This window comes from Saccharospirillum sp. HFRX-2, from assembly GCF_043196805.1.
GTDB lineage: Bacteria > Pseudomonadota > Gammaproteobacteria > Pseudomonadales > Natronospirillaceae > Saccharospirillum.
Genome location: NZ_JBEBMU010000001.1, coordinates 84,201 through 100,134, shown reverse-complemented (window position 1 = coordinate 100,134; position 15,934 = coordinate 84,201). Strand labels below are relative to the sequence as shown.

The window sequence follows — 15,934 nt, the reverse complement described above, 5'->3', positions numbered from 1 at the left end:
TTTGATAGCAATGGAAGATGAGTTCAGGGAAGAAATAGAGATCCGGATTCAGTTGAAACCGGTCACCTAATTAGAGGATGTTCTTATGCTCAAGAACTTAAGAATAGGCGTCAAACTCGGGCTCGGGTTTGGTGTACTGACGGTGCTGCTGTGCGTTATAGCCTATATGGGTATGCACTATATGGCACAGATACATGAAGAGTTGGATTCCATTGCCAACGATCGCTACGCCAATACAGTCAATGCCAATGGCATGCTGACCAATACCAATGCGATGATTCGTAACCTGCGCTTGATGCCCTTCCTGAGTCTTGCTGAGCGTCGCGAAATTGCTGCTGAGATGCGCGACCTTCAGCAATCATCTACGGCTATGTACGATGAGATGAAGAGCCGTGTTGTCTCAGATAATGGTCTGAGGTTGCTGGATAATATTCAGCGTGCCCGAGATGCGTATTATCGCGAGATGGATATTTTCATTAATTTGATGACGCAACGGCTGGATGAAAATGCCGCCATCGAACAGCTGACCGGTCCGTTACGTGATGCCTATACGCCCTATGACGATGTGCTGACGGAAATGCTGGCGCATCAGGATCGTTTGCTGAACGAGGACGAAGTCGATGCCGCTGAGTCTTACAGCACGGCGCTGGTTATTATGCTGACTTTGTCGATCATAGCGGTGTTGATGTCGGTGACGCTGGCCTGGGTGATCACCCGGGGTATTACCGTGCCGGTTGCTCGTGCCCGTGATGCGATGGATCAGTTGGCCGATGGTGATCTGACCGTCGTATTGAACTATGAATCCAAAGACGAAGTGGGTCAGTTGTTGGCCGGTATGCGCATCATGGTTCAGAAGCTGCGCCAGATTATCGCCGATGTCAGCGGTTCGGCTGAGTCGCTGGCGTCAGCCTCGGAAGAGGTGTCATCCACCGCTCAAAGCCTGAGCCAGGGCTCCAGCGAACAGGCCTCCAGCGTTGAAGAAGCGACGTCTTCAATTGAAGAGATGTCGGCCTCTATTCGTCAGAATACTGAGAACGCCCGGGTGACCGACGATATGGCTTCCAAAGCCGCGCGCGAAGCTGAAGAAGGTGGCAAGGCGGTCAGCGAAACGGTGTCGGCGATGAAGTCCATTGCCGAGAAAATTGGCATCATCGATGACATCGCCTATCAGACCAATTTGTTGGCCTTGAATGCGGCCATTGAAGCGGCGCGTGCCGGTGATCATGGCAAAGGTTTTGCCGTGGTGGCTGCTGAGGTTCGTAAGCTGGCCGAACGCAGCCAGGTAGCCGCTCAGGAAATCAGTGAAGTGGCTGGCAGCAGTGTTGAATTGGCTGAACGTGCCGGTCAGTTGCTGGATGAAATTGTGCCGTCAATTCAGAAAACCTCCGATCTGGTTCAGGAAATCAGCGCTGCGTCGGAAGAGCAAAGCACCGGTGCCCTGCAGATCAACGACGCCATGGAACAGCTCAACAGCGTGACGCAACAGAGTGCTTCCTCATCGGAAGAACTGGCCGCCACGGCTGAAGAAATGAGCAGTCAGGCTGAGCAACTGCAAAACCTGATGACCTTCTTCCGCATTGCCGAACAAGCCGATGAGGGCGAAGCAGATTCGACCGATAAAAAACGCGACGCTGGTAACCGCCAGCGTTCTGCTCCGGCCGTTGCCAAAACCAGCCAACGCTCTGCACCGAAGGCGCCCAAGGACGATGTTGATGAGTCCAATTACGTCCGGTTCTAGGAGGCAGAATGAATCTACCGATAAGTCGAGCCGACGCTAAAGCCAAGGCGGATGAGGCTGAATCAGGCACGGCCGGACAGTACCTGACCTTTCATTTGGGTCAGGAAATGTTCGCCATCAATATCCTGCGGATTAAAGAAATTCTGGAATACGGCAACCTGAGCAAGGTACCGATGATGCCGCCTTTTATTCGGGGTGTGATCAACTTGCGTGGCTCTGTTGTGCCGGTGATTGATCTGAATGTGCGTTTTGGTGGTGCCGTCAATCAGGTCACTAAGCGCAGTTGCATCGTCATCATCGAGATCATGAACGAAGATCACCACCATGACATCGGCATCATGGTGGATTCGGTCTCGGAAGTACTGGAAATTCCAGCCACAGAAATTGAACCACCGCCGTCCTTCGGTGCCCATATTCGCGCCGATTTTATGGACGCCATGGGTAAGGTGAACGGTGAGTTTGTGATTATTCTCGATGTCGACTGTGTGTTGTCGACTCAGGAACTGGCCATGGTCAACGAGATTCCTGCTGCGTCACAGCCAGCGGATGACCACTGATCATTATTCAGCACCGCTGATCGTGTCAGGCTGAGGGAAGGCATTTGCAACCCGTTTTATCGTTGGAAGAATTCCGGCTCTTTGTGCGCTTTATGTATGAAGCGGCCGGCATTCATTTACCGGATGCTAAACAGGCGCTGGTGAGTGGTCGTTTGCTCAAGCGCCTGAAACTCCTGGGATTCGACAGTTACCAGGCCTATTTCGATTATGTCTCGCCACAAACCGGCAATGTCGAACAGCGTGCGGAGCGGCAATTAGCGGTCGATTTACTGACCACCAATGAAACCTACTTCTATCGCGAACCCGCCCATTACGACTTTATTCGCGAGCAATTCCTGCCCAGTGTTAAAACATCCGAACTGCGTTTTTGGAGCGCGGCTTGTTCATCCGGAGAAGAAGCCTACACTTTAGCCATGGTGTTGTCCGAACACAGCCCGACAGATCGTTGGCGGGTTGATGGTACCGACATCAGTGCGCGTATGGTGACAGCGGCACGCAAGGCTGTGTATCCGATGTCGCGGGCGCAACGCTTACCCGAACGCTATTTGAAACGCTATTGTCTGAAAGGGATCCATGACAAAGCAGGCACCTTGTTGATTGAGCGTCCGCTGCGTGAGCGGGTGCATTTCGAGCAAGGCAATCTGCTGGATGTTCACCTGGAAACGGCAGCTTACGATATGATTTTTTTACGCAACGTCATGATTTACTTCGACCGTGATACCAAGGCGCGAATACTGACGCGCTTACGCCAGTGCCTGAAGCCTGGCGGTTACCTGCTGGTCGGACATTCGGAAAGTCTCTTTGGCATCGTGGATGGCTACAAACTGGTTCGGCCGTCCGTTTATCTTGCTCAATAATGTATGCATTTAGTGGATAAAAATCCGGAGGTCGTGGTGCTGTCACCCGGCGACATCTGGTTTGGTAGTGGTCACAAGGTGGTGCGCACACTGCTCGGATCCTGCATCGCCATCACCCTGTGGAATCGCGAATACGCCTTGGGTGGTATGTGCCATTTTCTGTTGCCTGAACCGGGCCGGGATGCCAAACAACGTTCGGAGCGTCCGGGCTATTATGGCAGTCAGGCGATGGCTTTTTTTGAACGCCAGGCGGCCCTGTCAGGCTTGGAGTTGAGCGCTTTTCAGGCCAAGGTTTTTGGCGGCGGTAATATGTTTCACGGCATCGAACGTAAGGCCGGATCGGTCGATATTTCCGCGCGCAACATCGAGTGGACCAGCAAGGTGTTGGCGCAGCGTAATATCAAGGTGTTGGCGCAGGATGTTGGCGGCAACGTGCACCGCACGCTGTTTATGGAAGTCTGGAACGGTGATGTCTGGGTCCGAAAGGGAAATGCCTTTGCTAGTAATAAACCAGAAGGATAACGGGTGAGCCGGGATATCAGGGTATTGATTGTCGATGACTCGGCAGTCGTTCGACAGGTGCTGACTCGAATGCTCAATGAAGCGTCGGGCATTAGCGTCATCGGGGCTGCGTCCGATCCGGTGTTTGCCGAGCAGCGCATGCGTCAGGATTGGCCCGATGTTGTTGTGCTCGATGTGGAAATGCCGCGCATGGACGGCATTACATTTCTTAAGCGGCTGATGGTCGAGCGCCCGGTTCCGGTGGTGATCTGCTCATCGCTGACCGAAAGCGGTAGCGCGACTGCTATGGAAGCCATGGCCGCCGGTGCGGTCAGCATCGTCAACAAGCCCAAGATGGGGCTGAAAAAATTCCTCGAAGACGACGCCGGTGACATCGTGCAGGCCGTACGCGGTGCCGCCCAGGCCCGGCTATCCAATATCAAGCCGGCTGCCGAACCTCTGGCTCATGTTGCTGCGCCGCGCCAGCGCGACGCCATGGTGACGACCACCGACAGAGTGGTGGTTATTGGCACCTCAACCGGCGGCACCCAGGCGTTGGAACGTATCTTTCGCGCCTTGCCGGCGACGGCGCCGGGCATTGCTGTGGTGCAGCATATGCCGGAGCGCTTTACCGCCCAGTTTGCTGAACGACTCGATCGACTGTGCGCCATGCGTGTTAAGGAAGCTCAGGACGGTGATCGTATTCTGCCGGGGCAGGTATTGATTGCGCCGGGCGGTCGGCATTTACGGTTGGTGCGCAGTGGCGCTCAGTATCGCGCCGAAGTCTTTGATGGTCCTTTGGTCAGTCGACACCGACCTTCGGTGGATGTGTTGTTTCGTTCGACGGCGCGTTGGGCCGGTGCCAACGCCACCGGTTTTTTACTGACCGGCATGGGCGATGATGGCGCCCGGGGTCTGAAAGAGATGCGCGAAGCGGGTGCGCTGACGCTGGTTCAGGACGAAGCCAGCTGTGTGGTCTTTGGTATGCCCAAAGAGGCGTTGGCGATGGACGCCGCGGATCGCATCATAGCGTTGGACAGCATCCCGGCTGAAATCATGCGCGCGTTGAACTAACGCAAAGCAGGCGCTCGTCGCTATCTAGTGGTCGCCTTTACGCTGCTGCTGAAGCGCTTCGAGTTGCGCCTCGATGCGATTCAATTGTTCGTTCATATCCTGACGTTCCTGCTGCGCCTGCTCCTGGCTTTCCGCTTCCTGCTCCGCCTGCATCACTTCCAGAATGGCACCGACCATCATGTTTAAAAACACGAAGGCGGTGAGGAAGATAAAGGTCAGGTAATAGATCCAGCTGAGCGGATGAATTTCCATGGTTTCGTACATCACGTCAGTCCAGTCTTCGAAGGTGGCGACGCGGAATAAGGTCAGCATGGAGATCGACACATCGCCCCACAGCGTTTCGTTAATGCGACTGAAAAACAGCGAGCCGAGGGCGCCGTAAATATAGAAGATGATAAACATCAGCAGGGCGATATAGCCCATGCGCGGTATGGCTTTGAACAGGGCGTTGATCAGCGAGCGCAGTTCCGGCACCACCGACACCAGACGCAGTACGCGGAAGACGCGCAACAGTCGGCCGATAAGAATAACGTCGGAATTTTCAAGTGGAATCAGGCTGCCGATCACGACCAGGGTGTCGAATAAATTCCAGCCGTCGAGCAGGAAGCGTTTGCGGTCATCACAGGCCATAAAACGCAGCAGAATTTCGACCAGAAAAAACAGCGTGATGGCGTTGTCGAGCACCGACAGTGTGTGTTCGAAAACCGGTGGAATATCATAGGTCTTGGCGCCGATGGTCAGCGCCGAGAGGATGATGATAAAGATAACGCTGCCTTGAAAAAGCGGGCTCGATTCGATGCGCTTGAGGTGGGCGGCAAAGCCAGTCGGGGCCGAGGGCTGCATGGGTTTCTCCACTGTAATGCCGCCTGATTCTAGTGGCAGTACCGGCCTTGCTCAACGCTTTCGCGCTGTGTTGCGGGCTAGACGCGGTTAAAGCCGGCTTCGTCAGCCAGGATACTGATCAGTTCGGCCGCTGGCAGGGCACGAGCCTGGGCGGCACCGGTGCCGGCCCAATGAGCGGCAAAGTCGCTGCTGCCTGCGGCCACCGCTGCCGCCGCCAGCGCTTTACCGGCCTGATAGGCGATGGGGTAATCCGGCAAGGCTGGCGCATCCGGCCCGGTTATTTTGCTGTAGGCGCTGTTGATGATGCCGCGCGCCGGCCGCCCGGATATGGCCGCGGTAATGCCAGTCTGGATGTGCTGACTTAAACCCAGCTTTTGACGATGTGTGGTGCTGGCAGACGATTCCGGGCAGAGAATAAAAGCCGTGCCCAGCTGTACCGCCAGAGCGCCGGCGTTCAAGGTGGTTTGGATATGCTGGCCCGTCATGATGCCGCCGGCGGCGATCACCGGGCGCTGGCAATGGGTCAGAATCTGTTGCAAAAGGTCTTCGGTTGTTAGTTCCGAATCGCCGTCCTGCGGTTCAAAAGTGCCTCGGTGTCCGCCGGCAGAAAAACCTTGAGCCACGATGAGATCGACACCGGCAGCTTCGATTTGCAGCGCTTCATCGACGTTGGTGGCGCAACCGAGCGTAACGCTGCCCGCGGCTTTTAGTTGGGTGATCCAATCCTTCGGTGGCAGCCCGAAGTGAAAGCTGACCACGGCGGGTTTCTCGCGCAGCAGCAGTGCCAGCATATCCGGATCGTCATTAAAACTAGGGTAGGGAACATCCAGCGCACTGGGTGGCTCGGCGCCGAATTGTTCGAACCAGGGTTGCAGATAATTCAGCCAGGCGGCCTCGCGTTGCGGGTCTGGCCTGGGCGTGCGGTGACAGAACAGATTGACGTTGAACGGTTGCTTGGTCAGCGCCCGGGTCGCCGCAATCAGCTCGCGCGCCTGCGCCACTGAACTGGCGCCGAGGCCGATGGAACCGAGGCCGCCGGCATTCGATACCGCCGCCGCCAGTTGGGGTGTGGAGACACCGACCATCGGTGCCTGAATGATGGGATAACGCAGCTGAAGTGACGACCAGGCATCGTTGTTGGCAGACATGAGTAATTGGCTCCAGCGTCGTTACGATGCGGTCATGGAAACGTCTTTGCCGGTCAATGTCTACAGTCGTTCATGGCTGTGCTAGTTTTTCAGTCATCATAACCAGGCCGTCGTTGCTGCTATGAAACTGGTCTATACCCATCCGCATCATTTTGCCGTGAATAACGTGCGCAACCGTTTGTTGCAGCGCGGTATTGAGTGCGAAGTGCGCAATGAATTCGCCGCCGGTGCGCTGGGCGAACTGGCGCCGATCGATGTCTGGCCCGAGCTCTGGGTGCTTGATGAACGCGATGTCGAACTGGCGCAGCGGCTGATCGAAGCCGACCAGTCACAGGCCGAAGGACGTGACTGGTATTGCGGTCAGTGTGGTGAATTGAACGCGGCCAGCTTCGATCATTGCTGGGCCTGTGAACGGGAACGTCGCCTGGAATAATGGCTGTACGCGACGGCTGCCAAAGGATTGCTGATAAAGTTGCCTGATTGGGCAGAGCCGCTGCGCAATTTAGGCTATCCTTGGCGCCCCTCCTGCCGGCTACCGAGGATTGCATGCTCGCCTTTTTCGAACGTCTGATACGTCCCTTCCCGCCTGAAGAACCGGTCCAACCTCCTGCAACGCTGATGGCGTTTCTGCGTCACTATACCCGCGGCATGGGTGCGCCCTTGTTATTGATGTCGGCGCTCACGGCAACGCTGGCCATTTTGGAAGTGATGTTGTTTGGGTTTCTCGGTCAGTTGGTTGATTGGTTAGCTGATCAGGATCGCGCCACCTTTTTGCGCGATGAAGGCGGGCGTTTGTTGTTTATGGCGGTCATCACGCTGGTGGTGTTGCCGCTGGTGGTGTTGCTGCAAACGGCGGTTATTCATCAGGCGTTGCTGGGTAATTTCCCGATGTCCATTCGCTGGATGGCGCACCGTTATCTGTTGAAACAGAGTCTGGGTTTTTATCAGAACGATTTCGCCGGCCGTATTGCCACCAAGGTGATGCAGACCTCGATTGCCGCGCGCGAGTCGGTGATGAAAACGCTCGATGTCATGGTTTATGTATTGGTCTATTTCACCACCATGACGGTGATGCTGGTGCGCGCCGATGCCTGGCTGTTGTTGCCGTTGTCGATCTGGTTTGGTTGTTACGCCGCCATCATGCTGTATTTCGTGCCACGGTTGCGCAAGGTGTCGACCGAGCAAGCCGATGCGCGCGCCGCTATGACCGGCCGTATTGTCGACAGCTACACCAACATCGCCACAGTAAAACTGTTTTCGCATACCGCCCGTGAAGCCGATTATGCGCGTTCGGGGATGAGCGATTTTATGACCACGGTGTATCGTCAGATGCGTCTGGTCACCGGCTTTAATTTCAGCGTCAGTCTGTTGAATTATCTGCTGGTGTTTTCCATCGCCGCCTTGTGCATCGGCTTGTGGATCAACCAGGCGGTGACCGTTGGCGCCATGGCCATTGCGGTCGGTCTGGCATTGCGACTGAATGGCCAGGCGCAGTGGATTATGTGGGAAGTCGGGGCGCTGTTTGAAAATATCGGCACCGTGGCCGATGGCATTACCACCTTGTCGCGGCCGCACGAGATCATCGATAACGACAACGCCAAGGTTCTGAACGTGCATCAGGGCCGCATCGAATTCGACAACGTCAAATTCCATTACGGCAAGGACGAAGGCGTTTTCGAGGCGCTCGATTTAACCATCAAGCCGGGTGAAAAAATCGGTCTGGTGGGACGATCCGGGGCCGGTAAATCGACGCTGGTGAATCTGCTGCTGCGCTTTCACGATGTCGAAGGTGGCGCGGTGCGGATTGATGGCCAGGATTTGCGCGAAGTGACTCAGGAAAGTCTGCGCGCCAGCATCGGTATGGTGACTCAGGATACTTCTTTGCTGCATCGCTCGGTGCGCGACAACATTCTTTACGGCCGGCCCGACGCCAGCGAGGAAGAACTGCTGGCGGCAACGCGTCAGGCCGAAGCGCATGAGTTTATTGAAGGCCTGACCGACCCTTACGGCAACACCGGTTACGACGCCCAGGTGGGTGAGCGCGGCGTGAAATTATCCGGCGGTCAGCGGCAGCGTATTGCCATTGCCCGGGTGCTGTTGAAGAACGCGCCGATTCTGATTCTGGATGAAGCCACCTCGGCGCTGGATTCGGAAGTTGAAGCCGCCATTCAGCACAGTCTGAATACCCTGATGGCGGGCAAGACGGTGATTGCCATCGCCCACCGCTTGTCGACCATTGCTTCGATGGATCGGCTGATCGTGATGGACCAGGGCCGTATTGTTGAGCAGGGCACGCACAGCGAACTGATTGCCAGCGGCGGAATTTATGCGCAGCTGTGGGCACATCAGACCGGTGGTTTTCTCGGTCTGGAAGAAGCAGCCGATGCGCAAACTGAGACCTCTTAGGTGGCGAAGTTGTTAGGCCTTGGGTAAGTTGGAGGCTGCTGTCACCTAGAGGAATGACGTTGTGACTCAGCTTGCCGGCGCAGCAGCGCCATTGAATTTGTGGGCGCGGCCATCGACCCTGGCGTTGTCTGGCCGCGTCGACGCCATCGATCTGGCGCGTGGTGTGGCCGTGGCTTTGATGATCCTCAGTCATGGTATTCGCGGTCTGGTCGACTACGATCAGATGCCTGACTGGGGCCTGGTGCCCTTGCATATGGTCACCAAGTTTTCCTCCTCCCTCTTTATTATGGTGTTCGGCATCGCGCTCGGTGCCGCCTTCCTGCCCCGCGTCGGTACCGACGACTGGCCTCGCTACCGGTTAAAACTTTTCCTGACCGGCTTCAAGGTGTTGTTCTGGTACAAGGTGCTAACGGTGATCGAATTATTCGACGGCGTTGAGCCCTCGTTGATTGTCGGCGCCTTGTTGTACGAGATCTTTCCCTCCTTTGTTGAAGTGCTCGGTTTTTACGCCGTCGCCCTGCTCTGGGTGCCTTTCTTTTTATCGCTGTGGATGCGCATGCCGTTGTGGCTGCGCTTGCTCAGTCCGTTATTGATGATCGCCCTGGCTGAAACGCTGCGTGTCTGGGACGGATTCAACAGCCTGGCGTTGAAAGCCATTTTGATCGAAGACGAAGAGCTCTATACCTGGGGGCAATTAACCCGCGGACCTTTGGTGTTGATCGGTCTGTTGATTGGCGAAAGTATCAGAGTCACTCAGGACGACTGGCGCCAGCGCTTGCGGCTGATTGGCGTGCTCGGCGGTGCCAGCGCTCTGTGCGCGCTGCTCTATGTCGTCCTGGCCTGGCCGGAATTTCAGCGCAGCTTTTATAACCTGGCGTACAACGTCGGCAAGCATCCGCCTCAGGCTGAATTTATGGCCTTCAGTATGGCCGGTGCCTTCGCCATTCTGGCGCTGGCGCTATTTGGCGGGCGCGCTTTGGCGTTGCTGTTGAAACCCATCACCATCATCGGCAGTAACTCACTGCAGGCTTTTATTTTTCACATCGTGGTCATCTTTGTCGGTTTTCGTTTCCTGCTCGGCTACGAAGACAGCATCAGCTATGGCTACGCCCTGACCCTGACACTTGGACTGGTATTCGCAACCGCACTATGGATCAAAACTATCGACCTCTTCCGTCGCTACAGCTGATATTGCTTTGGCTGGCGCTGAGCATTGCGCCGGCCTGGGCTGAATCTCCCAACGCCGAAGAAGCGCCGCAATGGACCACACAACTGAGCACTCGCCTGGCACAAATCGATGCCAATTACCCGGGTGAACTGGGCATTTATGTGAAGGATTTATCCACAGGCGAAGTGGTTGGCCTGCGTGAAATGCAACCCTGGTATCTGGCGTCGACGGTGAAGGTGGCGGTGGCCATTACCTTGCTTGAGGCGGTCGATGATGGCCGCGCTAGTTTAAGCGATCGCATCGTCTTGGATCCGCTCGATTACGTCGATGGCGCGGGCGAAACCAACTGGCAGGAACCCGGTACCGCCGTCACCTTGCAGTATCTGTTTGATCAGATGCTGATTCACAGTGATAACACCGCCACCGATGTGTTGCTGCGCTATCTAGGCACCGACAATGTGAACGCCATGGTACGGCGCGTGGTCGGTCTGGGTGTGGGCCGCATCACCACCCTGGCGGATGTGCGCCGCTATGCCTACAGTGAATTTCATCCCGACGCCATGAACCTTGCACCCAAGGGAATGTTTGCCATCAAGGCGGCCGGCTATGGCGAAGACAGAGTCGCGGCGCTGGTACAGGTGTTGGACGTGCCGCGCAGTGAATTTACCGCCCCGGATCTCGATGAAGCCTTTGAGCGTTATTACGCCACCGGCCTGAACTCGGCGCCGCTCGATCAGTACAGTGGTTTATTGGAGGCGCTGGCGCGTGGCGACTTGCTCAGTCCGGCCAGTACGACGTTGTTGTTGTCGACCATGGAGCGTATTGAGACCGGTGATGATCGAATCAAAGCCGGCTTGCCCGCATCCGTGAGCTTTGCTCACAAAACCGGGACCCAGCATCGACGTGCCTGTAATATCGGCCTCGCCACTGTGCCGGGGCAGGTGCCGGCTGAAGGCGTCATCATTGCCGCCTGCGCGCGCGGCAGCTCCAACCTGAGCGAAGCCGAAGCGGCGTTCCGGGCCCTGGGTGAAGCCGTGGCAGAATCGGGTGTCTTGTCGCTAGATCGATAGGCGCCGTCAGCGATCACCTCGACAATAATACGAAGGAATTCTGCTCATGACGCTGGATCAATTATTGGCCGCCGCCGCTGTCTGCGGCACCGACGGACAAATAGCAGTCCCGGATGATTGGGGCCAGGGCCGCACCGTCTTAGGTGGTTTGTCGGCCGCCATGGCGTTTCGGGTATTGCGTGATCAGGTTGCTGCCGAACGTCCGTTACGCAGCATCAATATCAGCTTTGTCGGGCCGTTGGCGACCGACCAGGATTTTGCTTTTAAAACGGAAGTACTGCGTTCGGGCAAGTACGTCACTCAGGCCGAAGCCCGGGTGATTCAGGACGGCCAGGTTTGTGTGGTGTTGCTGGCCAGTTTTGGCGACCGGCGCGACAGCGTAACCCGCGCAGAAGCCAGCGACGAAATGCCCTTTGTCATGCCGGAAAAACCCACGCTGTTTCCTTATATTACCGGTGTCACACCGCAGTTTTTTCAGCACCTGGATATGACCTTGCTCGATGGCGGTTTCCCATTCAGCGGCAGCAAGACATCACACCACGGCGGCTTTATGCGCTTTAAAGATCAACCCGCCGCCTGGACCGAAGCCCACCTCATTGCCCTGATCGACACCTGGCCGCCGACACTGTTGCAGCAACTGAAAAAACCCGCACCCGCCAGCACCCTGACCTGGAACCTGGAATTTTTGCATCCGCATCGGCCGATGAGTTCGGACGCCTGGTTTGGTTACCGCGCCGTCACCCGTCAGGCCGGCGAAGGCTATGGCCATACCGATGCCAACGTCTGGGATGAACACGGTGAACTGATCGCCGTCAGCCGCCAGACCATCACCGTCTTTGCCTGAGTACCGTCGGCATCTGTTAAGCTAGCCGTCCTCGTTCTATTCGTGGAGATACCCATGCCTTATAGCGCTGCTGAAAACCGTTATGAATCGATGCAGTACAACCGCTGTGGTCGCAGTGGCCTGAAACTGCCGGCGATCTCGCTCGGCCTGTGGCACAACTTCGGCGACAACGTGCCGTTCGATAACGCCCAGGCGATTTGCCGACGCGCTTTTGATCTGGGTATCACCCACTTCGATCTGGCCAATAATTACGGCCCGCCTCCGGGTTCAGCGGAGCGTAATTTCGGCAAAATATTAAAGACTGACTTTGCGCCCTACCGCGACGAACTGGTGATCTCCTCCAAGGCCGGTTACGACATGTGGCCTGGTCCTTATGGCAGCTGGGGAAGCCGCAAATATCTGCTGGCGAGTCTCGACCAAAGCCTGGAACGCATGGGTCTGGATTACGTCGATATTTTTTATTCGCATCGCGTCGATCCGGAAACGCCGCTCGAAGAAACCATGCAAGCGCTCGACAGCGCCGTGCGCCAAGGTAAAGCCTTGTATGTCGGTATCTCTTCTTACGGCCCGGAAAAAACCCGCCAAGCCGCGGCGATTTTGAAAGAGCTGGGCACACCCTGTCTTATTCACCAACCGAGCTATTCAATGCTTAACCGCTGGATCGAAAACGACGGCCTGCTGCCGGTGCTCGAAGACGAAGGCATCGGCTGCATTGCGTTCTCGGTATTGGCGCAGGGCATGTTGTCGGGCAAATATCTGAACGGCATTCCTGAAGGCAGCCGCGCCAGTCGTGCCAGCAAAGGCGCGGCGCTCAATCCCGCCCTGATCAACGATGACAACCTCGCCAAAATCCGTGGCCTGAACGACATCGCCGAAGCGCGCGGTCAGACGCTGCCACAAATGGCCATTGCCTGGGCACTGCGTGATCCACGCGTGACCACTGCTTTGATCGGCGCCAGTAAAGTCTCGCAAGTGGAAGACTGCGTTAAGGCGCTGGATAAGCTGGAGTTCAGTGCGGATGAGCTGAGCAAAATCGATCAGCTCGCTACCGATGGTGGTATTAATTTGTGGGCAGAATCGAGTAATCGTGCCTGACATAACAACAAGAACCTGCATGGGCGCCGAGCTGGAATCCTGGCTCGGTGACGTTGCCCAGTTACGTATTCAGGTGTTTCGCGACTTCCCTTATTTGTATGACGGCTCACTCGATTACGAGCGCCAATATCTGCAAACCTACATTGAGAGTGGCAGCGCTATCTGTGTGTTGGCACTTGATGGCGAGGCAGTGGTTGGCGCGGCGACCGGCTTGGCGATGGGCGATGAAGAAGCAGCTTTTCGTCAGCCGTTAACCGAGGCGGGTTTTGATGTCGACGAGGTCTTTTATTGTGCCGAGTCTGTATTGTTGCCGGCTTATCGCGGACGCGGTATCTACCGACAGTTCTTTGCCGAGCGCGAAGCTCAGGCCGAGCGTTTGGGTTTGAATCGGGTGGTGTTTTGCGCGGTGGACCGGCCCGATGATCATCCGTTAAAGCCGGCCGATTATCAGCCGCTGGATGCCATCTGGCGGCGCTATGGTTATCAACTGTTGCCCGGCGTGAAGGCTCGTTTCCCCTGGCAGGATGTTGATGCCGATCGGGAGACCGAAAAGACACTGAGTTTTTATCACAAACCGCTTTAATCGAGAGACGTCTATGTCGAATTTCGAAGGTTCAGACCGCTATATCGCCAGTGAGGATTTGCGCCTTGCTGTGAATGCTGCCGTCACCTTACAACGTCCGCTGTTGGTAAAAGGTGAACCCGGCACTGGCAAGACCATGCTGGCCGAAGAAATCGCGGCGGCTTTAGGAATGCCACTGGTGCAGTGGCATATCAAATCGACGACGCGCGCTCAGCAAGGTTTGTACGAATACGATGCGGTATCGCGCTTGCGTGACAGCCAGTTGGGCGACGATCGAGTGCACGACATCCATAACTACATTAAGCCCGGCAAGCTATGGGAAGCCTTTACCAGTGAACAGCGCTCGGTGTTATTGATCGACGAAATCGATAAGGCCGATATCGAATTTCCCAATGATTTACTGGTCGAACTCGACCGCATGGAATTTCATGTTTATGAAACCGGCGAGACGATAAAAGCGGCGCAACGCCCGGTAGTGATCATCACCTCGAACAACGAAAAAGAATTGCCGGATGCGTTTTTGCGGCGCTGCTTTTTCCACTACATTCAATTCCCCGATGCCAACACCTTAAAAGCCATTGTCGAGGTGCATTTCCCGAACATCGAAGCAGAACTGATGCGCGATGCCTTGGAAGTTTTTTTCGAGGTGCGCGATGTGCCCGGCTTGAAAAAACGGCCATCGACGTCGGAACTGATTGATTGGTTAAAACTGCTCGCCAGCGATCGTCTTTCCGCCCAGGCGTTAAAAGGTGGCGATATTCGTGAAGCACTGCCGCCGCTCTACGGCGCGCTGCTGAAGAATGAAGAAGATGTGCGCATGCTGGAACGCCTGGCTTTTATGAGTCGCCGTTCGGGCACTTGATGTCATGCTGATCCGCTTCTTTTCGACATTGCGCCAACACGGCATCAAGGTCACACCGAAAGAATTACTGGTGTTGATCGAGGCGTTGCAGGCGCGGCTGGCGGGTTTCGATCTGGATGATTTTTATCAGTTGTCACGGCTGACGCTGATTAAAGACGAAACTCAGTTCGACCGTTTTGATCGCGCCTTTGCGCATTTCGCGGAAGGTTTGGAAGCCTTGCCCAATCCGTTTGGTGATGAAGTTCCAGACGACTGGTTGCGCTTAGAACTGGAGCGTCAGTTCAGCGCGGAAGAACGCGCCGCCATCGAAGCCATGGGTGGACTCGAAGCCTTGATGAAAGCGCTGGAAGAACGCCTTAATGAACAGCGTGAACGTCATGAAGGCGGCAATCGCTGGATTGGGACCGGCGGCACCAGTCCGTTTGGCCACGGCGGTTATAACCCAGAGGGCGTGCGTGTCGGTGGCAAAGGTGGCCAGCGCCGGGCGGTGAAACTCTGGCAGCAGCGGCAGTATCGAAATCTGGATGATGGCGTTGAACTGGGCACGCGCAATCTGAAAATGGCGTTGCGCAAATTACGTCGTTTTGCGCGCACCGGCGCGCAGCAAGAGCTGGCACTCGACGACACCATTCGCTCTACTGCGCGTAACGCCGGTATGCTCGATATCAAGATGCGCCCGGAGCGACACAACGCCGTTAAGGTGCTGCTGTTTATCGATGTCGGCGGTTCTATGGACGAACATGTGCAGATCTGTGAAACGTTGTTTTCGGCCTGCCGTGCCGAGTTCAAACATCTGCAGCATTTCTATTTCCATAACTTTATTTACGACCATGTCTGGACCGATAACCGCCTGCATCGACAAGCGGTGACTTCTTTGGATGAAGTGATTCGGACTTACGGTTCCGATTACAAAGTCATCTTCGTTGGTGACGCCGCCATGGCGCCTTATGAAATTGCCGCTGCTTACGGCAGCATCGATTTTATGAATACTGAACCGGGCGCGGCCAGCTTTGATCGGCTGGCGCAGCACTTTCCGCGACTGGTTTGGTTAAACCCTTTTCCGGAACGGTTTTGGGGCCATACACAGAGCATTAATATGGTGCGTGAACTGGCCGACAAGCGGATGTTCTCACTCAGCGTCGGCGGCTTGGAGCGGGCGATTGCCTGTTTGCAGGGCGTGAAATAACG

At 55.9% G+C, this 15,934-nt stretch carries 16 protein-coding genes; 14 read left to right on the top strand and 2 right to left on the bottom strand.

Annotation, left to right across the window (positions count from 1 at the left end; translation table 11 throughout):
* Positions 1-85: 85 nt before the first annotated feature.
* Genes ABMA60_RS00515 through ABMA60_RS00495 form a run of 5 tightly spaced genes read left to right on the top strand, consistent with a single transcriptional unit; the run spans position 86 to position 4,727 of the window.
* Positions 86-1,738: a methyl-accepting chemotaxis protein gene (locus ABMA60_RS00515; protein WP_392797329.1), complete on the top strand. Its 1,653-nt coding sequence runs from the start codon at positions 86-88 to the stop codon at positions 1,736-1,738.
* Positions 1,739-1,746: 8 nt separating this feature from the next.
* Positions 1,747-2,295, top strand: a complete 549-nt coding sequence (locus ABMA60_RS00510) for a chemotaxis protein CheW (protein WP_392797328.1) — start codon at positions 1,747-1,749, stop codon at positions 2,293-2,295.
* A gap of 44 nt (positions 2,296-2,339) precedes the next feature.
* Positions 2,340-3,152 (top strand): CheR family methyltransferase, encoded by an 813-nt coding sequence (locus tag ABMA60_RS00505; RefSeq protein ID WP_392797326.1) that lies wholly within the window; start codon positions 2,340-2,342, stop codon positions 3,150-3,152.
* A 36-nt stretch (positions 3,153-3,188) separates the two neighbouring features.
* Entirely contained in the window at positions 3,189-3,674 is a 486-nt protein-coding gene (locus ABMA60_RS00500; RefSeq protein ID WP_392797324.1) for a chemotaxis protein CheD, read from the top strand.
* Between the two features lie 3 nt (positions 3,675-3,677).
* Complete coding sequence (locus ABMA60_RS00495; RefSeq protein WP_392797322.1) at positions 3,678-4,727, top strand: chemotaxis response regulator protein-glutamate methylesterase; 1,050 nt, start codon at positions 3,678-3,680, stop codon at positions 4,725-4,727.
* Between the two features lie 24 nt (positions 4,728-4,751).
* Here ABMA60_RS00495 and ABMA60_RS00490 read toward each other — a convergent pair whose 3' ends face one another.
* Together ABMA60_RS00490 and ABMA60_RS00485 are read right to left on the bottom strand one after the other, a co-directional pair.
* Complete coding sequence (locus ABMA60_RS00490; protein ID WP_392797320.1) at positions 4,752-5,570, bottom strand: ion transporter; 819 nt, start codon at positions 5,568-5,570, stop codon at positions 4,752-4,754.
* A gap of 77 nt (positions 5,571-5,647) precedes the next feature.
* Positions 5,648-6,718: an NAD(P)H-dependent flavin oxidoreductase gene (locus ABMA60_RS00485; RefSeq protein WP_392797318.1), complete on the bottom strand. Its 1,071-nt coding sequence runs from the start codon at positions 6,716-6,718 to the stop codon at positions 5,648-5,650.
* A gap of 121 nt (positions 6,719-6,839) precedes the next feature.
* Here ABMA60_RS00485 and ABMA60_RS00480 point away from each other — a divergent pair, with 121 nt between their 5' ends.
* From ABMA60_RS00480 to ABMA60_RS00440, 9 genes are all read left to right on the top strand, one after another.
* The gene (locus ABMA60_RS00480; RefSeq protein WP_392797316.1) at positions 6,840-7,151 is read left to right on the top strand and encodes a DUF2007 domain-containing protein; all 312 of its coding nucleotides are present in this window, start codon (positions 6,840-6,842) and stop codon (positions 7,149-7,151) included.
* 113 nt (positions 7,152-7,264) lie between these two features.
* Positions 7,265-9,124 (top strand): ABC transporter ATP-binding protein, encoded by a 1,860-nt coding sequence (locus ABMA60_RS00475; RefSeq protein ID WP_392797314.1) that lies wholly within the window; start codon positions 7,265-7,267, stop codon positions 9,122-9,124.
* 61 nt (positions 9,125-9,185) lie between these two features.
* On the top strand, positions 9,186-10,313 hold the full coding sequence (locus ABMA60_RS00470) for an acyltransferase family protein (RefSeq protein ID WP_392797312.1): 1,128 nt from the start codon (positions 9,186-9,188) through the stop codon (positions 10,311-10,313).
* Complete coding sequence (locus ABMA60_RS00465) at positions 10,274-11,362, top strand: serine hydrolase (RefSeq protein ID WP_392797310.1); 1,089 nt, start codon at positions 10,274-10,276, stop codon at positions 11,360-11,362. The genes ABMA60_RS00470 and ABMA60_RS00465 overlap by 40 nt, the downstream gene beginning before the upstream one ends.
* Before the next feature lie 46 nt (positions 11,363-11,408).
* The gene (locus tag ABMA60_RS00460; protein ID WP_392797308.1) at positions 11,409-12,206 is read left to right on the top strand and encodes an acyl-CoA thioesterase; all 798 of its coding nucleotides are present in this window, start codon (positions 11,409-11,411) and stop codon (positions 12,204-12,206) included.
* Positions 12,207-12,260: 54 nt separating this feature from the next.
* Positions 12,261-13,301 (top strand): L-glyceraldehyde 3-phosphate reductase, encoded by a 1,041-nt coding sequence (gene mgrA, locus ABMA60_RS00455; RefSeq protein WP_392797306.1) that lies wholly within the window; start codon positions 12,261-12,263, stop codon positions 13,299-13,301.
* A gap of 19 nt (positions 13,302-13,320) precedes the next feature.
* Positions 13,321-13,884 (top strand): GNAT family N-acetyltransferase, encoded by a 564-nt coding sequence (locus ABMA60_RS00450; protein ID WP_392797305.1) that lies wholly within the window; start codon positions 13,321-13,323, stop codon positions 13,882-13,884.
* A 13-nt stretch (positions 13,885-13,897) separates the two neighbouring features.
* Positions 13,898-14,746 (top strand): AAA family ATPase, encoded by an 849-nt coding sequence (locus ABMA60_RS00445; protein WP_392797303.1) that lies wholly within the window; start codon positions 13,898-13,900, stop codon positions 14,744-14,746.
* A 4-nt stretch (positions 14,747-14,750) separates the two neighbouring features.
* Complete coding sequence (locus ABMA60_RS00440) at positions 14,751-15,932, top strand: VWA domain-containing protein (RefSeq protein WP_392797301.1); 1,182 nt, start codon at positions 14,751-14,753, stop codon at positions 15,930-15,932.
* Positions 15,933-15,934 lie beyond the last annotated feature (2 nt).

Coding starts and splice junctions, on each gene's coding strand:
- ABMA60_RS00515 (WP_392797329.1), top strand. CDS start 86: ATGCTCAAGAACTTAAGAATAGGCGTCAAACTCGGGCTCGGGTTTGGT.
- ABMA60_RS00510 (WP_392797328.1), top strand. CDS start 1,747: ATGAATCTACCGATAAGTCGAGCCGACGCTAAAGCCAAGGCGGATGAG.
- ABMA60_RS00490 (WP_392797320.1), bottom strand. CDS start 5,570: ATGCAGCCCTCGGCCCCGACTGGCTTTGCCGCCCACCTCAAGCGCATC.
- ABMA60_RS00485 (WP_392797318.1), bottom strand. CDS start 6,718: ATGTCTGCCAACAACGATGCCTGGTCGTCACTTCAGCTGCGTTATCCC.
- ABMA60_RS00480 (WP_392797316.1), top strand. CDS start 6,840: ATGAAACTGGTCTATACCCATCCGCATCATTTTGCCGTGAATAACGTG.
- ABMA60_RS00475 (WP_392797314.1), top strand. CDS start 7,265: ATGCTCGCCTTTTTCGAACGTCTGATACGTCCCTTCCCGCCTGAAGAA.
- ABMA60_RS00465 (WP_392797310.1), top strand. CDS start 10,274: ATGGATCAAAACTATCGACCTCTTCCGTCGCTACAGCTGATATTGCTT.
- ABMA60_RS00460 (WP_392797308.1), top strand. CDS start 11,409: ATGACGCTGGATCAATTATTGGCCGCCGCCGCTGTCTGCGGCACCGAC.
- mgrA (WP_392797306.1), top strand. CDS start 12,261: ATGCCTTATAGCGCTGCTGAAAACCGTTATGAATCGATGCAGTACAAC.
- ABMA60_RS00450 (WP_392797305.1), top strand. CDS start 13,321: ATGGGCGCCGAGCTGGAATCCTGGCTCGGTGACGTTGCCCAGTTACGT.
- ABMA60_RS00445 (WP_392797303.1), top strand. CDS start 13,898: ATGTCGAATTTCGAAGGTTCAGACCGCTATATCGCCAGTGAGGATTTG.
- ABMA60_RS00440 (WP_392797301.1), top strand. CDS start 14,751: ATGCTGATCCGCTTCTTTTCGACATTGCGCCAACACGGCATCAAGGTC.